The following is a 24517-nucleotide window of genomic DNA, read 5'->3' as shown; positions in this document are numbered from 1 at the left end:
CGGTTGTTTATTCTATTTATTTATCGTCTTTTTTTCTCGAGTCGGTGGTCTCCTTAGCTACTGTTTTAGCATTGTTAATTGGTAAGGGATCTTTCTTTTCTTTTTGCTTTTCTTTTTGGATTTTTTTTAAATGTAGAATAATGGTGGAAGCGGGAACCTCATATTTCTCTACGGCCTCATGTAAAAATAAATAACCCTTCATTATATCTGAAATTGCACATTGGACCCTCGCTTTATTCGAGATTCTCTTGCCATCATTATTATCTTTTTCCATTGCAGTTTATTTTGGGTTATAACTTATTGTCTACTTCGGATGATGAAATATCTCAAGCAAATGTGGTTCTTTTTATAAAAAAAAAGTATTTTATCTGCCTCTCATTACAAGCTTGTAGACGCCCAATTACAACATGTAGATTTATTTCTACATAGTCATGATTAAAACACACACATTCACACTTCACACATCGGACAATGTTTAATAAAAGTGCAAACATACATGTGTTAACATTAATATTTTTAATGTTAAAATATGCTATATATCTAAATTTGAAATATTAAGTATAAATGAAAAATACAACACTTTGTAGCCATTGCGCTACACTATAGTAGTTTGACAACTACACACAAAACATAACACACTACAAAACAATGATTTTTAACATTTATGGATATAGTTTTGCTCACGTAATAATGACTATGCCAAATAAATCACAATTATCATTAATTAAAAAATTTTAAGTATGAAAAAACAACAAAAACACAAACCTTATGTGGTACCAAGAGTAACCGCTACGGTTGTTGAATTAGAACAAGGTATTGCTGCAGGATCTGCTTCGGTCAACCCAGGTGGCACGTCTAATCCTTCCAGTCCTAAAACTGAAGATTGGTTTGATAACGGCAGTCAGAATTCAGACTTTGATATTTAATCTTAAACAAAAAAAGACAAGATGAAAAGTATAATATCAAATAAATTAAGAAGAAACATTTCCGGAGCGGCCGTATTTTACTTATTACTAGCCAGTTTCACATCCTGCTCTTCGAAAGAAGAACAGATGGCACCAACCGGAGATGGTGCTGTACTGAAAGTTGGTGTGAAAGGAATAGAAGAAGCAATAATCGGTGGAACAGGAAATAACGTAAAAATGTCCAACAAAGGAAATAGCGGCATTAATAAACAATCATTAGTATCATTTGGAAGCGTGGACGCTTTTGTGGACTTTGGTGAAGGTACACTTGGTAACGACGTTCCGGTTGTAACAAAGGCCAGCTCAACTGATACATTGAGCAAAAAAGCCGCATCAGGAACAACGAAAGCGGTGGCATCATCTCAAATGGAAAATGGCACTAAATTCCGTCTTCTGATCTACGATGCTGCTAACGCTCTAGTCGTTAATCAAGTTGTTACTTCAGGAGTGGATCCACAGATCAAGGTGGACGCCAATAAGAAATATACTTGGTATGCCGTATCTGTAAATGAAAAGAATGCAAGTGTTCCTGATGTAAATGGTGCCGGAGTGGTCTCCCGTAGTGGGCTAGAGAACAAAGATGTATTGTATGCTTCGGGCAGTGTCAATACAGTAAATGGTGAGAATTATTTAGAGATAACATTTAAACGCATGACCGCTAGAATTCAGGTGAAATTGAATGTTAGAGGGCTTTTTGCCAGAATAGAAAATAGTACGAGCATTTCATTAGTTAAAAACAGTACAAATACGACTGTTTTGCAAATGGGTGATTTGAATATGCTAACGGGGCAGTTTAATAATGTGGTAAATGTAGACAAAGCGGTATTAGGCTCTTCGATGGTAGAGGAAAGTGGAAATCCTGCTGCTACAGTTAAAGTAGCAAGCTTCTTCACATTGAGCACGGAAACAATTCCTGCCAATAGTTTCAAGATGAAGTTTAATACGTTGAAAGTTACATTGGATGATTCGCGTGTAAGAACATTTACACCATTAACTTACACTTATCCTGGCGCCTACACTCCGACAATAGGCAGTACCTATGGATTGAATATCCGCCTTATTGAATCTCCAGTTAAAGTTAAAGGTGTTTTATGGGCACGATCCAACCTGGTATATAACGCTGCTGAGATGGACAAATATAGATTAAAATCCAATCCAGGAGGATCAACTCCTGCTACTAAGGACACAGAATTCTGGAACTGGAAATCTTCTACACCAACGGGGGCTGCAGGCAGCACGGATCCTTGTGCTTCGGTTTATCCGGAAGGAACATGGCGTATGTCAACAAAACAAGAATGGGAATCCATCGGACAACCTGATGATAAGCAAGAGGTGTTGGGATTATTCTGGGGTGCGCAATATGCATACAAATGGAATAGAGACAGTGATTACCCTAGTAATCCGGCATATGACGACAATGACCTTACCTTATCTTTTGGTGGATACCGTACTAAACCGAGTGCAATTGGTGGCGGAACATCAGTAATAGGGAGCCCGGGCGGTATCGCTTTAGGTGCTTTTGCCTCTGGGGAATGTCATTATTGGACTTCCGACAATAGAGACTCCAATACAGCATTTGCTGTGAAGTCAGCATTTACAAGGGTTGCCTGGCTATTCTCTTGGGGAAATGTAACTTACCCTAATCTCAATAAAGCCGAGGGGAGAAACATCCGTTGTGTAAGACAGATTGTTAATAATTAAATTAATAAAAGCTTTAAATCTATAAGCTTTTGAAATGGCATAAATAGTCACTTGAATTATACCCCGAGAAATAAAATTCCCGGGGTATAATTATTTAAATTAGATCCGAAAATATTCTTTATTGACCTATTTACCTTTGTAGGCCAACAGATTATTCAAATATATAATGAAAATAAGGGACTGTCCTTTGAAAAAATTAGAGGAGAAATAGCAATACCATTGAACTAATAGGTTTTTGGGAAAATATGTATAACCCCAATTTTAAACCCGTCGAATTCGATGGGTTTAAAAACAAGCCAGCCTCAATAGCTTTGTAATGATGATCACTCTCTAAAGGATCTGTTTGATCTTGACTATGGTGAAGAAGCAGAAAGAAAGACTCTAGGGAAAAATGGACACGAAGCAGTTTTGAAAATGAGGAAAAAGAATAAAATAATTTGGTCCTTTAAAAATTTATTAATTTCAGTTCAGAAAATACAAAAGCACATGCCAGTAAAACTTTCTTGCAAATATTGAATTTAGTTATCATTCGATTGCTATTTAATAATTTTGCTCAATTCCTTTTCAATGTCCTCTCCACGCAGGTCTTTTGCGATAATAACTCCTTCCGGATTGATCAGAAAATTACGTGGTATTGCCATGACCCCATATTTTAGGGCCGCGTCATTTTTATACCCTTTTAAATCGCTCAACTGAACCCAGGACATTTTGTCTTCTTTAATCGCTTTTAGCCAATGCTCTTTCTTGCTATCTATTGAAACCGCAACAACTTCGAAATTTTTGTCTTTATACTTTTGGTAAATTTCATTAATAAATGGCATTTCAGCACGGCAGGGACCGCACCAACTGGCCCAAAAATCAAGCAATACGTACTTGCCTTTGAAGGAAGAAAAGGAAACAGGTTGCCCTTTGTCATTGTCCATCACAAAATCAATGGCATGCTTTCCAATGTCAACAGTTTTTTGGGCATTTAACTGTTCTTGAAGAGCCTTCGCTAATGACAAACTGCGGACACCTGTGCTCAACTTATTGAAACGTTCTTCAAACTTTGGGTTTTCAACCCCCATTTGATTGCTGACAATAAGGAGACTGGCAAAAGAATTTGGGTGCGTATCAAGGAACTTGATCTCAGCGTCTTCTACAGCTTTAGCCATGCTGCTGTATTTTGGCCCGAGTTCTTTGTTGGCCTCCGAGTGACCAGCAGCAGCATTTTCCATCATCTGTTTTGAAATCAAATCTGCTTTTTGCTGAAGCGGCTTTACAATATCCGATAAAACCAAATAATCGGTCTGAACAGGGCCACCGGTAATACGGGCTTGCTTGATATCGGGTCCGGTAACATGGAATTCAGCATTTTGAAGCATAAATTCCTGTTGATCCAGTTTATGATAATTTTTCCAGTCTAGCGGATCCAGCTCCTTTCCGACGGCAGTCATATGCAATTTAGCACTTACCATATCACTGGCAAGTATGCCTTTCAATATAAAATTGCCATTTATGACATAGGTCGAATCTACAATAAACTCTTTAAGGCCATTCGGATTCATATAGCGCAAAAAGACTTTATGGCCTTCGTAATTACCCGACAATTTTCCTTTAATAAGGTAAGCGTCTTGAGCGTAACCGTAGAGCCCAATTAGGCTCATGATGGTAAATAATACAATCTTTATCATATGTTTTTATTTGTCGTGTTAAATGCTGAATGCATTATTTTACATCCAAGACCTCAGCAAGTCTTTTGTCAAGTGCTTCTCCTTTTAGTTCTTTGCCAATAATAACACCATCGGGATCTATAAAAAAGTTTTGTGGAATTGCTGTAATGCCGTAAAGAATCCCTGCCTGATTTTTAAGACCTTTTAAATCACTTAGCTGTATCCAGGGAATACCATCTTGTTTAATCGCTTTAAGCCAAGCTTCTTTTTTGCTATCCATGGATACTGCAACGATCTCAAAATTTTTATTTTTATATTTTTCGTATACTTTGATCATATGGGGGTGAAGATCCCGGCAGGGACTGCACCAGCTTGCCCAAAAATCAAGCAATACATACTTACCTTTGAAAGACGATAATGAGATCGGTTGTCCCTGTGTGCTATTTAGGGTAAAGTCCGATGCCCTGTTGCCGACAGCAACAACTCTGGTTGCATTCAATGTGGAAACCAATGTTTTTCCAAGGTCTGAATTTTGAACGCGTGGGCTTAACGCATTAAATTGAGATTCAAAATCTGGATGATCAATACCACCTTTCATTGCAATCAGATAGAGACTAACAAAGGAATCGGGGTGGCTAATTCTAAAGTTATTTTCTATGTTTTCTATTTCGGCAGTAATTGGCTTCATTTGTGGTCGAAGTGCCTCCGCAGCCTTCTCCTGCCCGCTTCTACTAAGTTTTAAAGACTGTTGAGAGAGCAACTGCATCCTCTCCCTCCAGGGTTTTAGTTGTTCATTGAGCAAGTTAAAATCCACTTGTACTTTACCACCTGTTATATGGGCTTTTTTGATCGTTGAGCCTGATAATTGAAAGCTGTCGTTTTCGAGCATAATATATTGCAGGTCTCTTTCATAATATTTCCAATACTCAGAGAGATCTACATTTTCATTGGGCTCACTCAGAATCAATATGGCCTGTTCTACGTCTTTAAATAGCTTTCCTTCAAATTTGAACGTGCCGTTTTTGACAAAAGTGGAGTCTTTTATCAGGTCTTTCAACCCCTCTGGATTAGGATACTGTAAGAGCACTTTTTTCCCGTCATGATGGCCAGAAAGTTGGCCTTGTATGGAGAAAGATTGCTTCGCATTGGCGCAAAGCACAGCCAGGCTAGCTAATGTAGCGATTGTAATTTTTATCATTTTTCAATTATTTAAATGAAACTTATATCTTTTTTTTAAGGGTTATTTTCCATCCCGGGGTTTTGATCCATTACCTTTATGGACTTCGCATAAGAATAGACCGCATCATCACACTCTTTGGAAAAATAGGTGCAGCCCATGATGAATATAGTGCTTATGCGGACGCTTGTATGGATTGTACCGGCGGTTATTCAAAAGAAGAACTGGAGGACATGTAGGCCAGTTATATACTCCAAGGACTAACCAAAGTAGAGTTAAAAAATCATTTTCATAAGTTACTTCTAAAGTATTTTTGTGCCATAAATCAATAGTTCCGAGGCGTGAAAATTCAGTATCCAATCAAACCCAGAAAAAATTCATTAAATTCTTCACCGATGTATTGGTACTTTTACCGATTAAAACAAGCACTTCACCTAAATAACACCAAGATAAGAAATTGGAATTAACTAAGTTAGATGCAGAAAATAATAGTGCACCATTAACATTTAAGCAACATAACTTTAAAAATAGATCCCCAATGCAAAAACACTTATGTATAGCTTATTCTTATCGTAAATCATTAGCTCACTATGCGAAAGAGAGATTACATATAAGCGTAATTTTACTCTTACTTTTTCTATTACTTACTACAACCAACATAATCGCTCAAACTACAGCATACACAGTAAAAGATATAAAATTTAAAAGTAAAGGGATTGAATTGTCAGGGACAATTTTCAATGCTTTAAATTCGAAAATTGGAATTGTTCTGGTTCATGGATCTGGACAAGAACTTAGATATAGTGAGTTTGCAGCGCAGTTGGCAAAAAAAGGAATATCTGTTCTAACTTATGATAAGAGAGGCGTGGGTGAATCAGGAGGGGAATATGCGGGTCCCGAAGTTGGCACGAATAATATTGACTCCGCAAACCTCAATCTTCTAGCAGAGGATGCTAACGCAGCAGTTTTAACTCTCAAAAATTATTTTGGGCAAAAATTAACATATACTGGTCTCCTGGGTTTCAGCCAGGCTGGCTGGATTATCCCTTTGGCATCAATTAAATCAAACAAGGTGGATTTTACGGTCATTTTTAGTGGGGCGGTAGTTCCTACATTAGAACAGCTCCGTTTTCAATTTTTTACTGAAGGAAAGGCAAATTTCTGGACGGATCACACCGAGCAAGAGGTCAGAGATCATATCCGAAACGCGCCCGATAAATATAAATTTATTACAACCGATCCGCAGGTATCCCTTAGCAGCACAGATACACCTGGACTCTGGCTTTTTGGTGGACAGGATGTGCAAATTCCTGTCGGCTTATCAATTGACCATCTCAATTTACTTAAAATTGAAGGAAAACCATTTGAATATTGTCTATTTCCAGAAATGGGACACTTTCTAACAGCTTCGGATTCTTCAGCCCCTATTAAAATAGCCCTAAACTGGATCAAAAATCTAAACGAAAAAACGAGATAAAAGAGGGTGCACTAAAAAGTAAAATTCATGAAATACTAAAATGAACCTGAGAACGCTCTGTTTCAGAAACTTTATATAGCCCAGGGGCGCTTATTGAATTGACCATCTTAATTGCACTACCTAGTTTATATCATTCACTTGCCTTTCATTCAGATCTTCTACAGGTAGCTCTTCCAATTCAGCTATATAATATTTTAGATCCACCACCATATCTTGATGAGGTTTGGCAAATTTTTTAAAAAAGTAGTGATGCACGAAATAGAAAATTAGCCCATAGAGAACAAACCTAAAAAGGACCACAGCGTCGAATATTGAAGCAAGATTAAAGGAATGAATATTCTTTAAAGAGAGTGCCATGATCAGTATGAAATACAGCACTATTCCTGTCAATCTATTGAACCTCAAATAAGCTGAGATAAGCTGTTGTATATTCTTGAAGCGATCAATTAAGGGTAAGTCTTCCTCATAACTCTGAAGAATATTTTTTCGTAATTTGTAGGTTACATAAATCATCGCCGATTCAACCAATGAGCCAAGAACAAAATAGTAGCCCCAGAAAGCGCTGTCATAGTAATACAGAACAATACCAATAGCAAGGATGACAAGCATTGAGCGATACTGCATATTCTTCCCTGAGTTCCGATCGATCAGATCAAGCAAGCTTGCTGATTTTTGTGTTGTTATTTTTTCAATAGTATTTTCAGGTAAGTTAATCACTGTCGATTGGCCATCAATACTATTTTTTTGCATTTTATATTTCAGTTGATCTAGTTCCATGGTGATAGTTGTTTACTTAGTTCCTTCAATTTTGTTTTGATTCTCGATATTTTTACGGCTACATGATTGGGCGTCATACCCATAGTCTCAGCGATATCATTGTAACTATAGTCTTCAAGATAGAGTGCTACCAAGGCTTTCTCCACCTTATTCAACTTACTTATTGCCTGATACATAAGCAAAATTTCCTCATCCTCGCTGTAAATAATTTCGCAGTAGCTTTCTTGATCAAACTGTAATTCTGCGAGATTGTGCCGGCGATCCCGCTTGATATATGTAATAGCCGTATTCAATCCCACTCTATATAGCCAAGTTTGAAATTTGGTATCACCTCTAAAGCTTTTGAATGATTTCCAAGCCTGTAATACGATTTCTTGAAATAAATCTTCCCGATCGGCTTTATTGTCTACATACATGCAGCATATACGATGTACGATCGTCTGATTGGAAGCTATCAACCTTATAAAGTCTCTTTCAATATCCATACTTTTCTGAGGATGTTTTATTTTGTTTCACTTGTTTGTTAGTCTCTAAAAAATTAAAAACATTACAGCACAAGTAAAAAAATCATGCTGATCGTATTCTTTAAAATATCGGATACATTGTACCGCAACTCATTGTGTTTAAAGGATTCTTATTGCTGTTATCCACAAACGATCTTTTGAGAGCTCTGTACAAAAAAAGTATCTTGGGTGTGATTATTTCGCAGTGAAAACTATCACTTGTCCCAATAATTATCCACAATATGTTTTAAAAAGGCTGTGTAAAAATTTAAATGCGAGGGTTGGCTAAATGCAGTGAATTGATCGTGGGTAGTATGGAATCCCATATAGAAAAGCCAAAATCCCAATGAAAGATAGGGCACTGCAGCTAATTCCTCATCCCTAATAGGGCGATTGAGACGATAACCATCTATAAAAATACGATATGATTCATTAGCAGCATGCTGTGTCATCCTTCCGGTGTATACATCTAAGATGAGATGTTGCCAAAAGGTCATGATATCATTCACCAGCCAACCGGAACCCATGAAATCAAAATCAAAGAAAGTCACCGAATCATTCTCGAAATGAAAATTTTTGGGCAGAAAATCAAAATGGCAATAGCCCTTTGAAAACCTCACTATATCAATTTGCGACAATTTTTGTTCAACACGATGAGCCATTTCACAAAGCCAGCTATGTCCTTCGACGTTTTCATTAAATATGGACCTTAGTTTTTCCAGAGGTTTAAAAACTGTTGTTTCAAGATCAAAACTCCATCTTGCTTCTCCCAAACTAATTGTGGATGCGATATTGTGAAAACGTGCCATTTCGCTTCCCAAAACACGGAGCTGATTTTCACTCAATAACTGGACGACTCGACCTCGCGCAAAACTGAACAACACCGCATAACGCTCCCCTTCTACTGCTTCGAGTTTCTGTATTGCTTCTCCAAAAACATCAGTGATTGGATAGGATACGGAGACCTTTGCCTGCTCTAAAGCGTGCAACAATTTCACTTCCTCCCTTATCTGCGGTAAACTTCGATGCGATGAACGATAAATCCGCAATATAAATTTGGCTTCAGAAGCTTCTATGAGATAGGTATCCCCTACCCCGCGAAGCAGAAATTTACATTGAACATTTTCAAGTCTATATTTCTCTGAAATCAGCGAAGATAATGCAGTTGGACATAGTGTCGAATAAGTAGCAGTAAAAACGGATTTCATTTCATAAAGATATCTGAATATTTAGCAGATTACAAATACACATCCATTCCAAAACCAAATATTCCAAAGCACTCATAGCTCTAATATTAGTTTTGGTTATCTATAATTTTACAAGAAAATTCCCCTTTTTTAAATTCCACAGCGTAAATTTATATAAAAGAACACTATAAAGAAGATGGCATCGATTCTACGAAACAGGCAAGTGAAAAAATACTTTTTTTTCCTGGCTTGTATTTTACTCAGTTTTTGTACCTCATGTAAGGATATTGGCGAACTGGCTGATAAGCAAAAATCGAGTTCCTATTTTATCGATTCCAAAGGACAGGTAGTCTATTGTCAGAATGGGAATTGGTTTAGCTTGGGCGTATTGCAAATGCAGGCTGATGCAAAATCGTTTGAGGTTTTGGCAGAAGATATAGGCAAAGACAAAGACTCGGTTTACTTTCGTAATATGACACAGAAACTGGTAGACAAGAATTCCTTTTATGTCGACAATCAAGTTCCTAAAGATCGTTTTCACGTATATTATATTGATCAGGTCTTGGGCTTTAATATCATTGAAGGAGCAGATCCAAAAACGTATGAAATAATAAGCAATCATATCAACTGGGCTCGGGACAAAGACCATTACTTCTACTCTAATGATATGATACAGGCCGATCGGGAAACTTTTGCATTCGTCAATGACTTTTTTCTGAAGGATAAAGATTCTGTTTATGTTTCGCCTAATATCGGAAACTTTAGATCAGTCATGCCTAACACCGGAAATGTTGAAGCCATAAACAAGTATTATATGAGAATCGCAAATACAATATGCTATCCCCCTTTTCAGCAGGGCTCTACTGCCATAACGAAATCATTTGATTCCATACATACCATTCGCATGCTTGATCAGGATATAATTTGTGTGAACAATAAAACCATCCTATTCCGAGGCAAAGATTTTAAATACACAGATGTTGATGCCACCTCTTTTCAGTTATTTCCCGTGGATGAAAAAGGTGGAATATATGAAGACAACCCTTATTCAAAAGACAAGAACCATATATATTATAATCAGGAACTAGTTCCAAATGCGGATGTAAAGACATTTATACCCATCGGTCATGATTTCGGAAAGGACACTAAAAATGTATATTATCGAAAACAACGGCTAGAAGGTGTAGATGCAGCAAGCTTTAAAAAAGACGGTGATTTTTATAAAGACAAACGAGGTAATAAATTCAGCGCTTTGACAGGAAATAAAGTGTAAATAAATATCTCCTCCGAAAGGAGCTCGCTGGAGGAGATATAAGTTACCCGACACAGCACCAGCAGTAGTAAATTGTACTCCTTTCACCTTAATTTATTCGTACAGATGCATATGACCTTGTAATACAAGCTTTAAATTGTGTTCTTTAGAAAGATCAAATACTTGTTTCTAATTTGCAAAGGTATCAAAGAAAGTATAATGTCCCTCCAGCACAAGTTACTTAAAGCTAAACTGTTGCAGCATCTATATTTGAAAAGTCTCCACTAATTCCGAAGTAACATATTGTATGTGGCCAAATAAAACTCATCGATCAGTTGCTTAATTAAAGCATCTTTTTTGCTATCTACGGCCAGTCCGACCCAATTTTTTGTTGGAAGATATTTACTTCGAATCCATTGAACAGACAATTCCACTTGCTTTTCCGTGCGCAGCCATTCTAATCCACACTCGTTAAAATAGATCTTTTCATTAAATAAATCCATAACAACGAATGGTCTTTTCTTAAAATAGAAAATACTCATATCAAGATCAGCAAGCTCATTGAAGCTGATATATTTTTTTAGATGCATATAGGCATTTATTTCGGTCAACATAATGGTCTATTTGTTTTATCGGTTCGTAAAATTATCCATTGGTCCAGATCATTAATCACACCTGATTGATTCGTTTATCAGTTGAAATTAGCTACCAGTTCCCTTCTTGAAATTTGGTTTATAAGTTAGTTACGAATCAAATCTAGGTGAATCGGGGTTGCTCGTTGGGGTAAATTTTGGTCTAATAGGTGGAAAAACGCAATTTTATATTGCCAATTGGTTTTTTAACTGAAATGCATTTGAATATCTTGGCATTTGAAATAGGTAGGATGACAACATCCATTCTAATATGAAAAGCGATGGTGGTATTCTTTAATTCAATTTTTCAGTACAAATTTAAAAAAAATGAATCTCCGCAATCCAAGCAATCCAAAAAGTCGTAAATGCTTATAAGTACAGAAAAATTATAAACTAAAAGACTTTTGTTATGAAAAAGATAACACCACACAATGAGCTACTATTGACCTCCGATAGTGAATTTGAAAAGAGAGATCTCAGACGTAGAGATTTTCTAAAATTTGCAGGCGCCAGTGCTGCCTCACTTGCCATTCTTGGAGTGGCAAGTTGTAAAAAAGACCGTGATGACGATATGGATAATGGTGGTAAAGGCATGTACTTCGGTAGTGGGGATATTGCCATCTTAAACTATGCATACGCACTTGAACAGCTTGAAGCTGCGTTTTACATCCAGTTAGTCAATAATCCTTATTCTGGTATTTCCGATATGGAAAAAGCTTTCTTTACAGATATCCGTGACCACGAGATTGCCCATCGCGAGTTTTTTAAAGTGGCTTTGGGAGCGAAAGCGATATCTAGTCTTGAATTCAATTTGTCAGGTATTAATTTTAGCAGTCGAGCATCCGTCTTAGCCACCGCCAAAACATTTGAAGATCTTGGTGTTTCAGCTTATAACGGTGCCGGTTGGTTGATTAAAGATCCGAACTATCTCCTTTTAGCAGGTAAAATCGTATCGGTTGAGGCCAGGCATGCTGCCTGGGTGCGGGATATGATCGACAATGGTAGTTTTGCTAACCAAGAAGTTGTCGATTCAAATGGGCTTGACCTGGCCAAGAGCCCTAGCGTAGTTTTGAGCGCTGCGGCACCATTTATCAAATCAAAAATAGATGTAAAGGATCTACCCACCTATTAATTCACTTAAAATCTGATTATCATGAATCTCTTAAACGTTTTTGAACAAATAAATGCTGTAGATCCTGAATTTAGTGATCGCATCAGCCCACGTCGTGAAGTTATTAAAAACCTGGCTTCTATGAGCAAAAAAGTAACGTTAGCGGCGCTCCCTTTTTTTATCAGCGAGCTTTTTAAAAAGGCTTATGGTGCCACTGCACCCACTGATGTCAATGGTGTGCTTAACTATGCCTTGACCTTGGAATATCTCGAAGCAGAATACTATACGATGGGTGTTGCCAAAGCTGGTCTTATTCCATCGGGTAGGCCACTTGGTGCCATCACCACCATCCGCGACCATGAAGTTGCTCATGTCAATTTCCTCAAACAGGTACTTGGCAATAAAGCTGTTTCCAAGCCTACATTTGATTTTACCGCTGGTGGTACCTTTGGTAATGTCTTTAGCAATTACGACACCTTTTTAGCTATCGCACAAGCTTTTGAAGATACTGGAGTACGAGCATACAAAGGACAGGCCGGAATACTCCTTGGTAATCGGGTTGTACTTACAGCAGCTTTACAGATCCATTCGGTAGAAGCGAGACATGCTTCCCACATCCGCCAAATGCGACGTGCCCGCGGCGGCGGCGCAGCTGATCAAAAACCATGGATCACAGGAAGCAACGACTCCGGCATCGGTGCAGTTGTAGACCCTATATATGCTGGTGAAAACAATATTACACAAGCTGGAGTGGACATCACAGGCCTCTCTGGCGCTATGGGAAAAATATCAACAAATGCGGCTACCCAGTCTTTTGATGAACCTCTTTCTGCAGAAGCTGTACTTAATATCGCAGGTTTATTTATTAAAGCGTAACAAAAAAAACGTAGTTTATCTGTTTAGCATGTCCTGGTTTGTTTATCGAATCAGGGCATTTTTTTAGATGCCGCCCATCACATAGAGCCAACTAAGCGTAGGCACATCTTTGCCGCCCTCATCCTCGAGCGTAATAGCAAAAGCTTGTGCTTTGGGGATGTCTAGCATTTTGCTTGTACCATCTACGTTTGCATCCAATGAAAATACACCAGCATTCACTGGTTTACCATCAACCATGGCCCACAATTGATATTGCTTACCTTTAGGTGCAACAGGCATCTGCTCAAGATTTAGGTAAACAGCTTTCGAGAGCTGATCCCAAAATAACAAAGCATGGAGATCTGGCTTAGTTTTGGATAATAATTACACAAAGTTTTATTAGTGAATGTAATAAAGGAAAAATTATGCTACCTAAAGTTCTTATTTTGAGTTTAGGGATCTATAGCCTAGTAAGTTGTACTTCCCAAAAGAATGTTAACACATATGGAAAAGAGGCAGAAGGCATAGATCTATTTGAGGGACAACAAAAACTATTGAAAAAGTATCCGTTGCAGATTAAGTTCAACCGTATTATAGAAGAAAGCCGTTGCCCTGAAGGAGTTGATTGTATATGGGCTGGGGTTGCTGTTGCCGAAATTGAAATAACGAGAAAAGCGGCCAAACCTGTCATTTTGAATCTCGCTACCATGGATATGCAAACAAGAGGTTATCAGAAATCTACTAATTTCAACGGATATACCATTGAATTACAAAATGTTGCTCCCTATCCCACTACAGAACGCAGGGCACAAGATTTAAAAGGAAACTACAAGATTTCCATTTCTGTACAAAAAAGTAAAATAAATGATGTTTAATAAGAGAATGATGATCAAAGCACTGTGGAGTAAAAATAAAAAAAACTGTACTCTTTCAAGCTATAATACATATGCGTAAAGAAAATTCGACCAATGCCATCAATGAAAAAGCACTACAACAATATTGCAGTGCTTTTAAAACACTATCATTAATTAGTGGGCGATGGAAGCTTTCCATTTTATTCAAATTGCTTAAAACTGAGACGAGCTATTCGGAGTTCAAACTCCTTCTGCCTGAAATAAGCGACCGGACGCTTTCTAAACAATTGAATGAATTAGTGGATGATGGATTGATTTTAAAGAATAAGAGTAAAGTTTCGTCAATGTATACATTGACAAATAAAGGCCTGAAACTCGAGAAAATTTTAATCGATCTTTCTGCATTTCATGGTCAAGATTAAGATTAACCAAAATCTATTTTTTCCAGAAACTCTATCACTTCCCCATTAGGACTGTATACCAAACTATTTCTCACAGAAACAGTTTTGGTACCATTTGATAAATCCAACTCAAACAAGCCTTGACTTAGGTCTTTGGCTCCATATTCAAGAGCTTGTTTTCTTGCCATATCCGCATCTTTTACAACGAAACATATATGAAGCAAAGCATTTTCAATGTATTCGTCATCCGGTTTTCTTTTTCTACCCTGTGTAGGTATAGCTCCATTTTCATCACATATCTCTAAATAATAATTGATAGCTCTATTATGAAGCATCACACATTTTTCTAAATTGAAATCCGGTAAAGACCAGCTATGTACTATTTCGAAGCCAAAATTCTTATAAAAATCTACAGTATGCTCAAAGTCTTTAGCTTTAATAGATATATGATGAAAACCGATGATATTATTTCTTAAATCCATATTTCTAAGTTTTATATTTCCAAAGGTACCTATCAATAGATAGCAATAAAAGGGGTTACAAAATTGTTAGTATATGTAGTATATGAAAAGAAACAATAAAACATAGCAATCTTTACTTGCTTGGTCGGGGGAGTTCTTTGATCCAGATATTTTTAAAATCTACCGGTTGCCCTTCACTCTGCAAGGCGATAAATCCGCTACTCAACAATTTACCATCAATCTTAATTTTGGGATCATACCCATTTGCTGTCCCCCCTCCGATCTGCGGTTTTGCGTATTCAAGAACGGTATCACCGTTAATAATATGTTTGATCAGTGAATCACCTAATACAATCAATTCACCTTTAACCCATTGATCACCATCATAAGTCTTGGAAGTCGAATTTAAACAGTGTGAAGAAGCGATCTTACCTTGGTAAACCACATTAGTCCCTGGGGAACACATATTACCTGTAGGCCGTGGCTGGCCATCACTTAAACCACCCAAAAGTTGCATTTCCACAGAGATGGGCCAATCTTGCTCTTTCAACATTGTTCGGGGATCTTGTGAATGAAACATGACACCACTATTGCGTAATGTGTATGAAGGTGCTCCTTTATGAAGATCACCCACAAATCTGTATTCAAATTTCAGGTGATAATAAGAAAATGGTGTTTTATAATATAAATGACCAAACTGATCATTGAAATCACCGTATTGATCGTACCTGATCTTAATAATTCCGTCTTCAACCCTAAAGGTATTCCCGTAATTCTCACCAACTTCGTGGTGATGAATTTTGACAAACCAATCATTAATATCCTTTCCGTCAAATAATGGTTTCCAACCTGTCTTATCGGAATTTCCCCTCATTCCTGCACAGCTACCAAACATCAGAGCAGCGGCTAGAATTATATAAATACATTTTTTCATTTGATACTTATTTGGTTTAAATCGAATAGCAATATACGATATATTCCATTAAGCTTCATTGAACAAACCTCCTATCTTCTATAACCTAAGTTCACTTCTATCTTTTCAAACCTCAAATCAGATTTCCCTATAGCCTCTTTTCAAAGATTCTTTTCTTGGAAGGTTTACTTTTTTTGGGACCTAGGAAACTATGGTAAAAATCATAGCCGAACAACTTCTAATAAGAGATACTCCCGAGGTTTTAATCCCGGGAGTTTTTTGCATTAATAAGCGACCAACTTCTCTTCGATTTCTTTGATGGCCTTCACTGTTTTCATAAAGGAATCGGGTGTAACGGAAATTGAATCTATGCCCTCTTCGACCAGAAACTGGGCAAAATCAGGATAATCGGATGGACCTTGCCCGCAGATACCAACTTTGACTCCCTGTCTCTTTGCAGCGCGAATAAGATTCGCAATCATTATTTTGACCGCAGCATTGCGCTCATTATATAAACCGGAAACTAAGGCTGAATCGCGATCCACTCCAAGTACCAACTGAGTAAGATCATTCGATCCAATGGAGAACCCGTCGATATGACGAGCGAACTCTTCAGCGAGGATGACATTGGAAGGAATTTCTGCCATCAGATAAACTTCCATTCCATTATCGCCCCGTTGAAGGCCATATTCCTCCATCACCTGATAAACCCGCAGCAACTCATCCACTGTACGGCAAAAGGGGATCATGACGACGACATTGTCGAGCCCCATTATTTCCCGGACCTTTTTTATCGCTTTACATTCCATCCCAAAAGCCTCCTTATAGGCCGCTGAATAATATCTCGAAGCTCCCCTCCAACCAATCATTGGATTTTCCTCTCTAGGTTCAAAGTGCTTTCCACCGGGCATATTATAGTATTCATTGGTTTTAAAATCTGAAAAACGAACGATTACCTTATTTGGATAATAGGCCGAAGCGATTTTACCAATTCCGTAGGATAGCTTTTCAATGAAATATTGCTGTTCATCTGCATAGCCTGCAATAAGTGAACTAATGTGGTTACTCAGCTCGATATCATTCAATTCCCGATGTTTTAAGAGCGCCATCGGGTGAATCTTGATATAGTTGTTGATAATAAATTCCTCCCGAGCCAAACCTACCCCCTTTGCTGGATACTCCGCATACTGAAAGGCGATATCTGGTGATCCAATATTCATCATTACTGGTGTACTCACCTCGGGTAGGTCAGAAAGGTCATGCTCGTGCTTACTATAAGGAATGCTTCCCTGGTAAATTAACCCTGTATCACCTTCGGCACATGAAACAGTAACTTCCAGTCCAGTAAGCAGTATTTCTGTCGCTCCATCACAGCCTACAATAGCGGGTACACCCAATTCACGTGCAACAATAGCAGCATGACATGTCCGCCCCCCTTTGTTGGTAATTATTGCAGCTGCCTTTTTCATAATCGGTTCCCAGTTGGGATCAGTTATCTCCGCAACCATGATATCACCTGTGTTAAAGTCGATCTCCTGTATATTTTGCTTATTGATTCCCTTGAAATTATGAATTCTCCCAGAGGCAATCTTGTCTCCCACTGCAATGCCTTTTAGCAGAACCTGCGATGACCTGTTTTTCGCATTGATTTTATATTCTGTAATACAATTGGATTTTTTTAGTGAATGAATGGTCTCAGGTCTTGCCTGAACAATGTATAAATCACCTTTCAAACCGTCAAGGGCCCATTCTACGTCCATAGGGCACCATTTTCTTTTGAGAGCAGTATAATACTCTTCAATAATACACACCCATTTGGATAGCTGAAGGATTTGCGCATCGCTTAGACAAAATCGCTTCGTGCTTTCTACTGGTGTATCTATTATCGTTACTGTTTCACTTCCTGAAACACTGTAAATCATCTGTAATTGTTTGCTCCCGAGCTTCTTTTCTACAATTGATGCGTACCCTTTTTTTAACAAGGGTTTGTATACAATAAATTCATCCGGATTCACCATCCCTTGCACAAGAAGTTCGCCCAATCCATAAGATCCATTCATAATCACAGCATCTTTGAAACCACTTTCCGTATCAATAGAAAAAGCGACTCCCGAAGCTCCTAAGTCGGATCGTACCATCTGTTGTATGCAGACAGAAAGTCCTATATTAAAATGTCCAAAATTAAATGCTTCTCTATAACTGATTGCTCGATCCGTGAAAAGTGAGGCAAAACAATTTTTAATCGCTACCAACAGATCTTGCCGTCCCCTAATATTTAAATAGGTATCCTGCTGACCGGCAAATGAGGCATCAGGGAGATCTTCTGCTGTAGCGGAAGAACGGACCGCAACACCAAAGTCCTGTATATTCTCCAAACCGATAAGCTCTTCGTAGGCGGCTAGGATCTCCTGTTCCATTGCCGGTGTGAAAATACCTTGCTGAATCAATGTTCTTATCCTACCCCCACAACTGGTCAGCTCCCGCAGGTTTGTACTGTCAACACCTTTCAGTATATCTTTGATCTTCTGATCCAGTTGATTGTCGGTGATAAACTGAAAGTAGGCCTTACTGGTCACAATAAATCCATCTGGAATATTTACTCCTAAAGGTTTCAAATGCTGTAACATTTCTCCTAAGGAAGCACTCTTCCCTCCTACCAAATCAATATCCTCAATAGAGGCTTCAATCAGGCGCATTGTAAATCTGTTATCGTTCATTATACAATTATTTTACACGAAGTTAGGCTGCATTTTTTGAAGTCATTTGTTAAATATTAAGACAAACTGATATTATTTTAATAACTTTATTTACATCATAAACATATTTATATTTATATTATATAAATGGAAAACTATTTTGGACAGACCATCCTAACGAAAAATTCGATGTTTACCTTGGCAACTGCTGATGTTTACCATGCAGCAAACAGCTTCCACAGCCATCGTGAACTCGAGCTGATTTATATCTGTTCGGGGCAGGGAACTTTTTCAATAGGTCAATCTTCCAAAAGAATTTCCAGCGGTACGATCATCCTAATTGGGGCTAATGCGCCACACATGTTCAAATTCGAAACGAATCGCTATTATGACTATGCAATGAAGCACGGCAGGACACCAGTACCTCTCAAGCTGTTGACATTACATTTTGACCCCAACAAATTAGGGCAAGATTTTCTCAATCTCCCTGAAAACAATTTATTAAGCAAGCTACTAACAGCTTCAAAGGTCGGATTACAGCTAGAAGGACGAACAAAAACGCTTGCGATAAGGAAACTCAAGAAGCTAGAAAGCTGTGAAAGCTACGAACAGCTACCTTTGCTACTATTGCTAATAAATGAAATCAGCGCAAGCCAAGATATTCCCCAGAGCTGCGAAAATGACGATATCAAACCCTTTAAGAAAATAGACGAAACACGTTTGAGCAGGATCTACTTGTACACCATGGACAATTTTTACAAAGACATCAAGCTAAGTGACATTGCAGGCATAGTATATATGGTTCCGAATGCCTTTTGCCACTATTTTAAGTCTCGTACAGGAAGAAGCTATTTTGACTTTCTCATTGAAGTCAGAATCGAACATGCCTGTAAACTATTGCGTGACGGAAATGAGAGTGTTTCTGCAATCTGTACGAGCTCAGGATTTAACAATCTATCAAACTTCAACCGCTATTTTAAACAGCAAACCGGAAAATCTCCGATTGCCTATCGGCAGGAACATCGACAATAAGTAGTATTGTCATAAATAGTTTACTCTAAACATCCATAGGCAAATCAAAATAAGGATTGCAAGGGAAAAACTACCTAAGCCTCATAAGAAAACCTGGAAGTTTGTTCTTCCCTCCAGACATTCTTATATAAAAATACGACAGCTATTTCGTTGAATTGTCTCCAAATAACTTATACGGGCTTATTTTAAGAGGAAAAATTCACTATTCTAGGATAATTTCTAGTTCATCAAATTATTTTAGACAAAAATTAGCACCATCTGATCAAGGGGTAAAGGAACTATTTTGAAAATATCTGGTTCATTCTCTGCCCTGTACAACGAATGTAAGCAGAATACTTGCAAGATATTGCTTAGGTTTATATATTTGCGACATCAAAAGAAATCCTAATGCGGAAGTGGCGTAATTGGTAGCCGCACCAGACTTAGGATCTGGCGCCGCAAGGCGTGGGGGTTCGAGTCCCTTCTTCCGCACTGAAATCCTCCTGAGTTTAAGATCTCAGGAGGATTTTTTTATTTTAAAATATCCTAGAACTATCCGAGCTCCCCCTATACCCGTAGTCTATGTCTTATTCGACCAGATATTTTGAGGTACCATAACACCTGGAGCGCAAACAATTACACAAATAATTCATGATATTAGGATTAAACGGGTGCCCAAAACATAGAAATGCCACTAGGCGAACAGTTTTTCGCTGAATTATTTGCATCCTTTCAGGATAAATTCGACATCGCTTGGATGATCCACTTTGAAGGAAATAAAAAAATGGGAGCTTAAGGAAGCTCTTCAAACAAACCAGCTAAATATATACTGTCTATACTCTATTTCCTGCAAATATATCGCTTGTGGGGAATGGAGTACCAGTTGCTTCGTACCTATTTCGAGATTTAAGATGTCGTCAGACTTTTCTCTGGGCTGTTCCATCAATAAAACCAATATTCTGCAGGCCAAAGAAGATCGGATATGGCGTTCGGCGATGGAGATCTACAAGTCTGAAACTTCTGATGAATATTTTATCGAACGAAGTGGTGGTGATCATCACAAATATTTCGGGAAGGTAACAGCATATTCAGACTATGTCTTTATCATAATGAACAGCAATACATTTATCCGCCAGCGGCATTTTATTTCAAGAATAAAAGACATCAATGAAAAGCTTAAAAACCCAGAATATAAGCTCTTTGAATTGCATTTTATAAGTACATGTATCAGCTTTAATCAGGAACCAATTGCACTATTTGAGATCTTTCAAAAAGCAGAAAGAAAGACGTTTATCTCCGATTCAATCAGCTTCCCAATTGACAGCGATGAAATTCCTCAATCTATTTTAAGGCAGCTTGAAGATACAGACGCAAACAGAATAGATTACAGATAGGTATTAGGAGGGATTCTCGGGTACAAGTTTTTGAACTTTTTGAAACTGCACTAATTAACGTTTGTATCAAAATTGGCATACCAATATATTTTGATATCTAGAAGGTAAAGCCTCAAATTAATGTTCAATACCCTTCTAAAAAAATCAGCATGGAAAATTCCATGCTGATTTTTTTTCAATCATCAATCGCTGCGAGTGTTAGCTCTACAGACTCAAAATTGTTGTTATAATTTAAGCTGACCAGTCGAATGGTTTTGTACAGGGGTCGCACTCAAATTTTAATACCTTACCTAGGCTCTTTGCTTTTTTACCTTTTTTCACAAACACATAAGCTAGGTCTAAATATTCTTCAACTTCCTTTCCACTTTCATCTCTACCTTTTAATATGACAGAATAATATTTTCCTTCACTATCTTTTTTATAAAACACCTCGTTAACGGTAACTTTTTTCGGTGTTTCATTATCACAACAGCTGCACCACAAAACAACAACTGCTTCCTTCTTGAGATATCCAACGGCTTTCTCTGCCTGCACCTGTGTTAATGCAGAAAGTTGATCTGCTTTTGAAAAAAAAGCAGTGCAGAGCAATACAAAAAGTAAAATGGTCTTTTTCATCTATTTAAATTTGTTTTTTTAATTGTGTAGAAAGTTTTCAATTTTTAAAGAATAAGTTAAGCAAATACTATGCCCTTTAATAGTAAAAACTCTTACCCTCTCCCACAAATTAAATATGCATTATTATAATTATTTTTCCCAAACCAAAGCACTCGCTCCGAGAATGGCTGCATCTGCTTCCTCCAGTTCACTGAAAACCAGTTTCACCTTATTTCTAAATAAGGGAAAAAGATTTCTTTCCATGTGCAATTTCGCAGGTTTTAAAATAAAATCACCAGCTTTAATTACACCACCAAACAGCAGAATGGCTTCCGGAGAGGAGAACATCACAAAATTTGCCAATGCTTCACCCAGTTTCTGACCAGTATACCTAAAGACTTCAATGGCAATGGGGTCACCTTTTTCCGCACATTCATGAACAGTTTTGGAATTGATGGCATCTTCGGGGTATTGATTCAGCATTGACTCCGGAAATTCAGCCCTCATTTTCTTCGCAGTAATTGTGATTCCCGTTGCAGAAGCATAGGCTTCCAAACTTCCCTCATAACCTGTGCTCCAATGCTTTCTTCCTCCCGGTTTGACGATCGTATGTCCCAGTTCTCCAGCAAACCCATCATGTCCATAAATAAGCTTTCCTCCAGCAACAATGCCGCTTCCTACACCTGTTCCTAAAGTGATCATAATAAAATCCTTCATTCCTCGTGCTGCACCAAAAAGCATTTCACCATATGCTGCGGCATTTGCATCGTTGGTTATTGTACAGGGAATATTGAATTTGGCAGTCATTAAATCACCAAATCGAATCACGCCTTTCCAGGGAAGATTGGGGGCATGGTCTATTGTCCCAGTATAATAATTTGCATCAGGAGCACCAACTCCAATTCCATCAAAATTCTCTTCACCGCCAAACATTTCGATGAGAGGATAAGCTTTCTCATACAAAGCATCTATAAACTCTTCAACATGCTCATAATCATCCGTCCTTATGCTTCCTTTTTCAAGAACTTCACCCCGATGATTGACTACTCCGAATTTCGTATTGGTACCTCCGATATCTATTCCCAGCGCTACACGTTTTGATAAATCTATTAATGACATTATTATTCTTTGTTTCTAAGTTTTAAAATTATAAAAAAGATAGCATTTTATAGTGAATTAAACAAGGGATTAGTGTACCAGTTTGGATACTGACTGTGCAACAATACAATACAATACAATACAATACAATACAATACAATACAATACAATACAATACAATACAATACAATACAATACAATACAATACAATACAATACAACCATGATCTATTTAAACCGATATTGCAATGACAGCCTGCAATAACGATGTTAGTTCAATTATTGAAGATCATGAGCCCGATTTTATCCGTTCGAATTTGATCAGGTAAAAATCGGGCTCATGTGAAGATCGTGCCTCATGTCTTTAGTTCGTATTTTCTGCATAGTATAGATCTGAAAAGATCTTTGTTAGTTTAGAAGGATCTTCTCGCCAAGTATTATACATCCCTTGTCCCATCTCATCAGGTACAATGTCGAGTTTACCCTCGGCTATATATTCCAATATCTTTAGAGCTATACTATCCGGATCCGGCATATCCCAATCACTTCCTTTGTTCATATCAGTATCAATTGCCCCTGGATTTACAGCATAAACAGCAATTCCTTCTCTTGCCAATTCGATTCTGACAGATTGTGTTGCAGAGAAGAGGGCTGCTTTTGAAGCAGCATATCCGGCAATAGTTGGTAAAGGTGAATAAGCTGCAATTGAAACAATATTGATCATTTTCGATGGTTTATTTTTTATCAGAATAGGTGCAAACGCGCGCATCATCTTTATTGTTCCAAAATAATTTACCTTCATATCGTTATCCATTCCCAATAGGTCGCCTTCCAAAATATTTCCTGCACTTAAAACTCCAGCATTATTGATGAGGATTTCAGTATCCTGCGTGGCTTCGGCAACCATTGCGATTTGCTTATCCTCCGTAATATCCAAAGTCAATGTTACAACCCGATCATCATCAAATATTGGCATTGCACTCAAATCCCTACAGGTAGCATAAATCTTTCTTGCTCCATTGTTTAGTAAAGCTTTTACGAGTGCCCGGCCTATTCCCCTGTTAGCTCCTGTAATCAGGATAACCTTATCTTTAAAAATCTGCATATCACTTGATTTATTAGTTAATACAAATTTATTTGGTTAGCTAAAAAGATAAAATCCGAAACTTGCTACATTTGTCATTCTTCACTTTGAAGTCAATAAAAATTCCTCCCAGAAAAATCTATCATTAAAGATTACAGCACTGATTTTGGTCATTTGCATTTTGTGACCCTATTTTTTAAAAGTCCAAACCTGCGTTTTTTTATCATATTGACCTGCTTTATCATTTTGCTTCAATTCCGTTAGTTTATAATCTCTGCAGGGATCACCTTCATCAATTTTAGCTATATAGCTTATTCTGTCTATTACACCGGGTTTGAGTTGTATATAAAACGTTCCATTTTCCATTTTTTCTAAATTAACGGCAATAAACTTTTGCGCTCTGTTTATCGTAAAAGAAAGGGAAATATGTTGGTCGTTTGGCGCTATTTTATATATTTCGATTCCTTCTACAGGATAAAGTGGGCTGTCACTAAATATTAAATCCTTTCCATTTTCATTTAGGTAATTAATGTTACCCACCATCGGAATATAAATCTCGGCACAGAATACGTTATCGTCATTGCTTTTACAAGCTCCAAGGGTAATAAAAAGCATGGATAGGACGAATAATTTTAAATATTTTTTCATAATTTATCTACTTGATTAGCATAATATCGAACGCCAATCCTCGTTGATTCGCTACATCATGAAGTAACTGACAGA

At 37.6% G+C, this 24517-nt stretch carries 26 protein-coding genes and 1 tRNA gene; 12 read left to right on the top strand and 15 right to left on the bottom strand.

Features of this window, described 5'->3' with window-relative positions; all coding sequences use genetic code 11:
* Positions 1 to 16: 16 nt before the first annotated feature.
* Positions 17 to 274, bottom strand: a complete 258-nt coding sequence (locus tag AC07UV_RS11160; protein WP_495183784.1) for a hypothetical protein — start codon at positions 272 to 274, stop codon at positions 17 to 19.
* 466 nt (positions 275 to 740) lie between these two features.
* Between AC07UV_RS11160 and AC07UV_RS11155 the strand changes: the two genes are divergently transcribed.
* Together AC07UV_RS11155 and AC07UV_RS11150 are read left to right on the top strand one after the other, a co-directional pair.
* Positions 741 to 926 carry a hypothetical protein gene (locus AC07UV_RS11155; protein WP_495183783.1) on the top strand — a complete coding sequence of 62 codons (186 nt, stop codon included), beginning with the start codon at positions 741 to 743 and terminating at the stop codon, positions 924 to 926.
* A 21-nt stretch (positions 927 to 947) separates the two neighbouring features.
* Positions 948 to 2666, top strand: coding sequence for a hypothetical protein (locus tag AC07UV_RS11150; protein WP_495183782.1), 1719 nt, complete (start codon positions 948 to 950; stop codon positions 2664 to 2666).
* 536 nt (positions 2667 to 3202) lie between these two features.
* On the opposite strand, the gene AC07UV_RS11145 is transcribed toward AC07UV_RS11150, so the two are convergent.
* Positions 3203 to 4339, bottom strand: coding sequence for a redoxin domain-containing protein (locus AC07UV_RS11145; protein ID WP_495183781.1), 1137 nt, complete (start codon positions 4337 to 4339; stop codon positions 3203 to 3205).
* Positions 4340 to 4373: 34 nt separating this feature from the next.
* Entirely contained in the window at positions 4374 to 5516 is a 1143-nt protein-coding gene (locus AC07UV_RS11140; RefSeq protein WP_495183780.1) for a redoxin domain-containing protein, read from the bottom strand.
* Between the two features lie 62 nt (positions 5517 to 5578).
* Here AC07UV_RS11140 and AC07UV_RS11135 point away from each other — a divergent pair, with 62 nt between their 5' ends.
* Both AC07UV_RS11135 and AC07UV_RS11130 read left to right on the top strand, forming a co-directional pair.
* Positions 5579 to 5734, top strand: a complete 156-nt coding sequence (locus AC07UV_RS11135; protein ID WP_495183779.1) for a hypothetical protein — start codon at positions 5579 to 5581, stop codon at positions 5732 to 5734.
* Between the two features lie 218 nt (positions 5735 to 5952).
* Positions 5953 to 6972, top strand: coding sequence for an alpha/beta hydrolase family protein (locus AC07UV_RS11130; protein WP_495183778.1), 1020 nt, complete (start codon positions 5953 to 5955; stop codon positions 6970 to 6972).
* Positions 6973 to 7092: 120 nt separating this feature from the next.
* Here AC07UV_RS11130 and AC07UV_RS11125 read toward each other — a convergent pair whose 3' ends face one another.
* From AC07UV_RS11125 to AC07UV_RS11115, 3 genes are all read right to left on the bottom strand, one after another.
* Complete coding sequence (locus AC07UV_RS11125) at positions 7093 to 7749, bottom strand: succinate dehydrogenase/fumarate reductase transmembrane subunit (protein WP_282255986.1); 657 nt, start codon at positions 7747 to 7749, stop codon at positions 7093 to 7095.
* The gene (locus AC07UV_RS11120; RefSeq protein ID WP_495183777.1) at positions 7740 to 8234 is read right to left on the bottom strand and encodes an RNA polymerase sigma factor; all 495 of its coding nucleotides are present in this window, start codon (positions 8232 to 8234) and stop codon (positions 7740 to 7742) included. The genes AC07UV_RS11125 and AC07UV_RS11120 overlap by 10 nt, the downstream gene beginning before the upstream one ends.
* 233 nt (positions 8235 to 8467) lie before the next feature.
* On the bottom strand, positions 8468 to 9460 hold the full coding sequence (locus tag AC07UV_RS11115; protein WP_495183776.1) for a phosphotransferase enzyme family protein: 993 nt from the start codon (positions 9458 to 9460) through the stop codon (positions 8468 to 8470).
* Between the two features lie 175 nt (positions 9461 to 9635).
* Between AC07UV_RS11115 and AC07UV_RS11110 the strand changes: the two genes are divergently transcribed.
* Positions 9636 to 10712, top strand: a complete 1077-nt coding sequence (locus tag AC07UV_RS11110; RefSeq protein WP_495183775.1) for a DKNYY domain-containing protein — start codon at positions 9636 to 9638, stop codon at positions 10710 to 10712.
* A gap of 263 nt (positions 10713 to 10975) precedes the next feature.
* Here AC07UV_RS11110 and AC07UV_RS11105 read toward each other — a convergent pair whose 3' ends face one another.
* Positions 10976 to 11305, bottom strand: coding sequence for a hypothetical protein (locus tag AC07UV_RS11105; protein ID WP_282255991.1), 330 nt, complete (start codon positions 11303 to 11305; stop codon positions 10976 to 10978).
* Between the two features lie 427 nt (positions 11306 to 11732).
* On the opposite strand from AC07UV_RS11105, the gene AC07UV_RS11100 reads away from it, so the two are divergent.
* Both AC07UV_RS11100 and AC07UV_RS11095 read left to right on the top strand, forming a co-directional pair.
* Positions 11733 to 12455, top strand: coding sequence for a ferritin-like domain-containing protein (locus AC07UV_RS11100; RefSeq protein ID WP_495183774.1), 723 nt, complete (start codon positions 11733 to 11735; stop codon positions 12453 to 12455).
* Between the two features lie 21 nt (positions 12456 to 12476).
* Positions 12477 to 13310: a ferritin-like domain-containing protein gene (locus AC07UV_RS11095; RefSeq protein ID WP_495183773.1), complete on the top strand. Its 834-nt coding sequence runs from the start codon at positions 12477 to 12479 to the stop codon at positions 13308 to 13310.
* 63 nt (positions 13311 to 13373) lie between these two features.
* Here the strand turns inward: AC07UV_RS11095 and AC07UV_RS11090 are convergent, their stop codons facing one another.
* Positions 13374 to 13640, bottom strand: coding sequence for an anti-sigma factor domain-containing protein (locus tag AC07UV_RS11090; protein ID WP_495183772.1), 267 nt, complete (start codon positions 13638 to 13640; stop codon positions 13374 to 13376).
* A 74-nt stretch (positions 13641 to 13714) separates the two neighbouring features.
* Here AC07UV_RS11090 and AC07UV_RS11085 point away from each other — a divergent pair, with 74 nt between their 5' ends.
* A complete protein-coding gene (locus tag AC07UV_RS11085) occupies positions 13715 to 14164 on the top strand; it encodes a hypothetical protein (protein WP_495183771.1) in 450 nt (149 codons plus the stop codon).
* A gap of 71 nt (positions 14165 to 14235) precedes the next feature.
* Positions 14236 to 14565, top strand: a complete 330-nt coding sequence (locus AC07UV_RS11080) for a winged helix-turn-helix transcriptional regulator (protein ID WP_495183770.1) — start codon at positions 14236 to 14238, stop codon at positions 14563 to 14565.
* Positions 14566 to 14567: 2 nt separating this feature from the next.
* Here AC07UV_RS11080 and AC07UV_RS11075 read toward each other — a convergent pair whose 3' ends face one another.
* From AC07UV_RS11075 to ppsA, 3 genes are all read right to left on the bottom strand, one after another.
* Positions 14568 to 15026 (bottom strand): VOC family protein, encoded by a 459-nt coding sequence (locus AC07UV_RS11075; protein WP_495183769.1) that lies wholly within the window; start codon positions 15024 to 15026, stop codon positions 14568 to 14570.
* Between the two features lie 112 nt (positions 15027 to 15138).
* Positions 15139 to 15939 carry a 3-keto-disaccharide hydrolase gene (locus AC07UV_RS11070; protein ID WP_495183768.1) on the bottom strand — a complete coding sequence of 267 codons (801 nt, stop codon included), beginning with the start codon at positions 15937 to 15939 and terminating at the stop codon, positions 15139 to 15141.
* Between the two features lie 263 nt (positions 15940 to 16202).
* Positions 16203 to 18635, bottom strand: coding sequence for a phosphoenolpyruvate synthase (gene ppsA, locus AC07UV_RS11065; protein WP_495183767.1), 2433 nt, complete (start codon positions 18633 to 18635; stop codon positions 16203 to 16205).
* A gap of 126 nt (positions 18636 to 18761) precedes the next feature.
* On the opposite strand from ppsA, the gene AC07UV_RS11060 reads away from it, so the two are divergent.
* The 3 genes from AC07UV_RS11060 to AC07UV_RS11050 all read left to right on the top strand — a co-directional run bounded on the left by AC07UV_RS11060 (position 18762) and on the right by AC07UV_RS11050 (position 21019).
* On the top strand, positions 18762 to 19646 hold the full coding sequence (locus AC07UV_RS11060; protein WP_495183766.1) for an AraC family transcriptional regulator: 885 nt from the start codon (positions 18762 to 18764) through the stop codon (positions 19644 to 19646).
* Between the two features lie 389 nt (positions 19647 to 20035).
* Positions 20036 to 20117, top strand: a tRNA-Leu gene (locus tag AC07UV_RS11055).
* Between the two features lie 419 nt (positions 20118 to 20536).
* Positions 20537 to 21019, top strand: a complete 483-nt coding sequence (locus AC07UV_RS11050; protein ID WP_495183765.1) for a hypothetical protein — start codon at positions 20537 to 20539, stop codon at positions 21017 to 21019.
* A 231-nt stretch (positions 21020 to 21250) separates the two neighbouring features.
* Here the strand turns inward: AC07UV_RS11050 and AC07UV_RS11045 are convergent, their stop codons facing one another.
* From AC07UV_RS11045 to AC07UV_RS11030, 4 genes are all read right to left on the bottom strand, one after another.
* The gene (locus AC07UV_RS11045) at positions 21251 to 21634 is read right to left on the bottom strand and encodes a hypothetical protein (RefSeq protein ID WP_282256003.1); all 384 of its coding nucleotides are present in this window, start codon (positions 21632 to 21634) and stop codon (positions 21251 to 21253) included.
* Positions 21635 to 21763: 129 nt separating this feature from the next.
* Positions 21764 to 22732, bottom strand: a complete 969-nt coding sequence (locus AC07UV_RS11040) for an ROK family protein (protein ID WP_495183764.1) — start codon at positions 22730 to 22732, stop codon at positions 21764 to 21766.
* A gap of 342 nt (positions 22733 to 23074) precedes the next feature.
* Positions 23075 to 23815, bottom strand: a complete 741-nt coding sequence (locus tag AC07UV_RS11035; protein ID WP_495183763.1) for an SDR family oxidoreductase — start codon at positions 23813 to 23815, stop codon at positions 23075 to 23077.
* Positions 23816 to 23983: 168 nt separating this feature from the next.
* Positions 23984 to 24442: a hypothetical protein gene (locus tag AC07UV_RS11030; RefSeq protein ID WP_495183762.1), complete on the bottom strand. Its 459-nt coding sequence runs from the start codon at positions 24440 to 24442 to the stop codon at positions 23984 to 23986.
* Positions 24443 to 24517: the final 75 nt, after the last annotated feature.

It is taken from the genome of Sphingobacterium sp. GW821-FHT03E03 (assembly GCF_059420745.1).
The sequence above is the reverse complement of the archived record's forward strand: the minus strand, read 5'-3'. Positions and strand labels throughout refer to the sequence as shown.

Bases quoted from the DNA above. Each gene is read 5' to 3' on its own strand.
- AC07UV_RS11160 (WP_495183784.1), bottom strand. From the start codon at position 274: ATGGAAAAAGATAATAATGATGGCAAGAGAATCTCGAATAAAGCGAGG.
- AC07UV_RS11155 (WP_495183783.1), top strand. From the start codon at position 741: ATGAAAAAACAACAAAAACACAAACCTTATGTGGTACCAAGAGTAACC.
- AC07UV_RS11150 (WP_495183782.1), top strand. From the start codon at position 948: ATGAAAAGTATAATATCAAATAAATTAAGAAGAAACATTTCCGGAGCG.
- AC07UV_RS11145 (WP_495183781.1), bottom strand. From the start codon at position 4,339: ATGATAAAGATTGTATTATTTACCATCATGAGCCTAATTGGGCTCTAC.
- AC07UV_RS11140 (WP_495183780.1), bottom strand. From the start codon at position 5,516: ATGATAAAAATTACAATCGCTACATTAGCTAGCCTGGCTGTGCTTTGC.
- AC07UV_RS11125 (WP_282255986.1), bottom strand. From the start codon at position 7,749: ATGGAACTAGATCAACTGAAATATAAAATGCAAAAAAATAGTATTGAT.
- AC07UV_RS11120 (WP_495183777.1), bottom strand. From the start codon at position 8,234: ATGGATATTGAAAGAGACTTTATAAGGTTGATAGCTTCCAATCAGACG.
- AC07UV_RS11115 (WP_495183776.1), bottom strand. From the start codon at position 9,460: ATGAAATCCGTTTTTACTGCTACTTATTCGACACTATGTCCAACTGCA.
- AC07UV_RS11110 (WP_495183775.1), top strand. From the start codon at position 9,636: ATGGCATCGATTCTACGAAACAGGCAAGTGAAAAAATACTTTTTTTTC.
- AC07UV_RS11105 (WP_282255991.1), bottom strand. From the start codon at position 11,305: ATGTTGACCGAAATAAATGCCTATATGCATCTAAAAAAATATATCAGC.
- AC07UV_RS11100 (WP_495183774.1), top strand. From the start codon at position 11,733: ATGAAAAAGATAACACCACACAATGAGCTACTATTGACCTCCGATAGT.
- AC07UV_RS11095 (WP_495183773.1), top strand. From the start codon at position 12,477: ATGAATCTCTTAAACGTTTTTGAACAAATAAATGCTGTAGATCCTGAA.
- AC07UV_RS11085 (WP_495183771.1), top strand. From the start codon at position 13,715: ATGCTACCTAAAGTTCTTATTTTGAGTTTAGGGATCTATAGCCTAGTA.
- AC07UV_RS11080 (WP_495183770.1), top strand. From the start codon at position 14,236: ATGCGTAAAGAAAATTCGACCAATGCCATCAATGAAAAAGCACTACAA.
- AC07UV_RS11075 (WP_495183769.1), bottom strand. From the start codon at position 15,026: ATGGATTTAAGAAATAATATCATCGGTTTTCATCATATATCTATTAAA.
- AC07UV_RS11070 (WP_495183768.1), bottom strand. From the start codon at position 15,939: ATGAAAAAATGTATTTATATAATTCTAGCCGCTGCTCTGATGTTTGGT.
- ppsA (WP_495183767.1), bottom strand. From the start codon at position 18,635: ATGAACGATAACAGATTTACAATGCGCCTGATTGAAGCCTCTATTGAG.
- AC07UV_RS11060 (WP_495183766.1), top strand. From the start codon at position 18,762: ATGGAAAACTATTTTGGACAGACCATCCTAACGAAAAATTCGATGTTT.
- AC07UV_RS11050 (WP_495183765.1), top strand. From the start codon at position 20,537: ATGTCGTCAGACTTTTCTCTGGGCTGTTCCATCAATAAAACCAATATT.
- AC07UV_RS11045 (WP_282256003.1), bottom strand. From the start codon at position 21,634: ATGAAAAAGACCATTTTACTTTTTGTATTGCTCTGCACTGCTTTTTTT.
- AC07UV_RS11040 (WP_495183764.1), bottom strand. From the start codon at position 22,732: ATGTCATTAATAGATTTATCAAAACGTGTAGCGCTGGGAATAGATATC.
- AC07UV_RS11035 (WP_495183763.1), bottom strand. From the start codon at position 23,815: ATGCAGATTTTTAAAGATAAGGTTATCCTGATTACAGGAGCTAACAGG.
- AC07UV_RS11030 (WP_495183762.1), bottom strand. From the start codon at position 24,442: ATGAAAAAATATTTAAAATTATTCGTCCTATCCATGCTTTTTATTACC.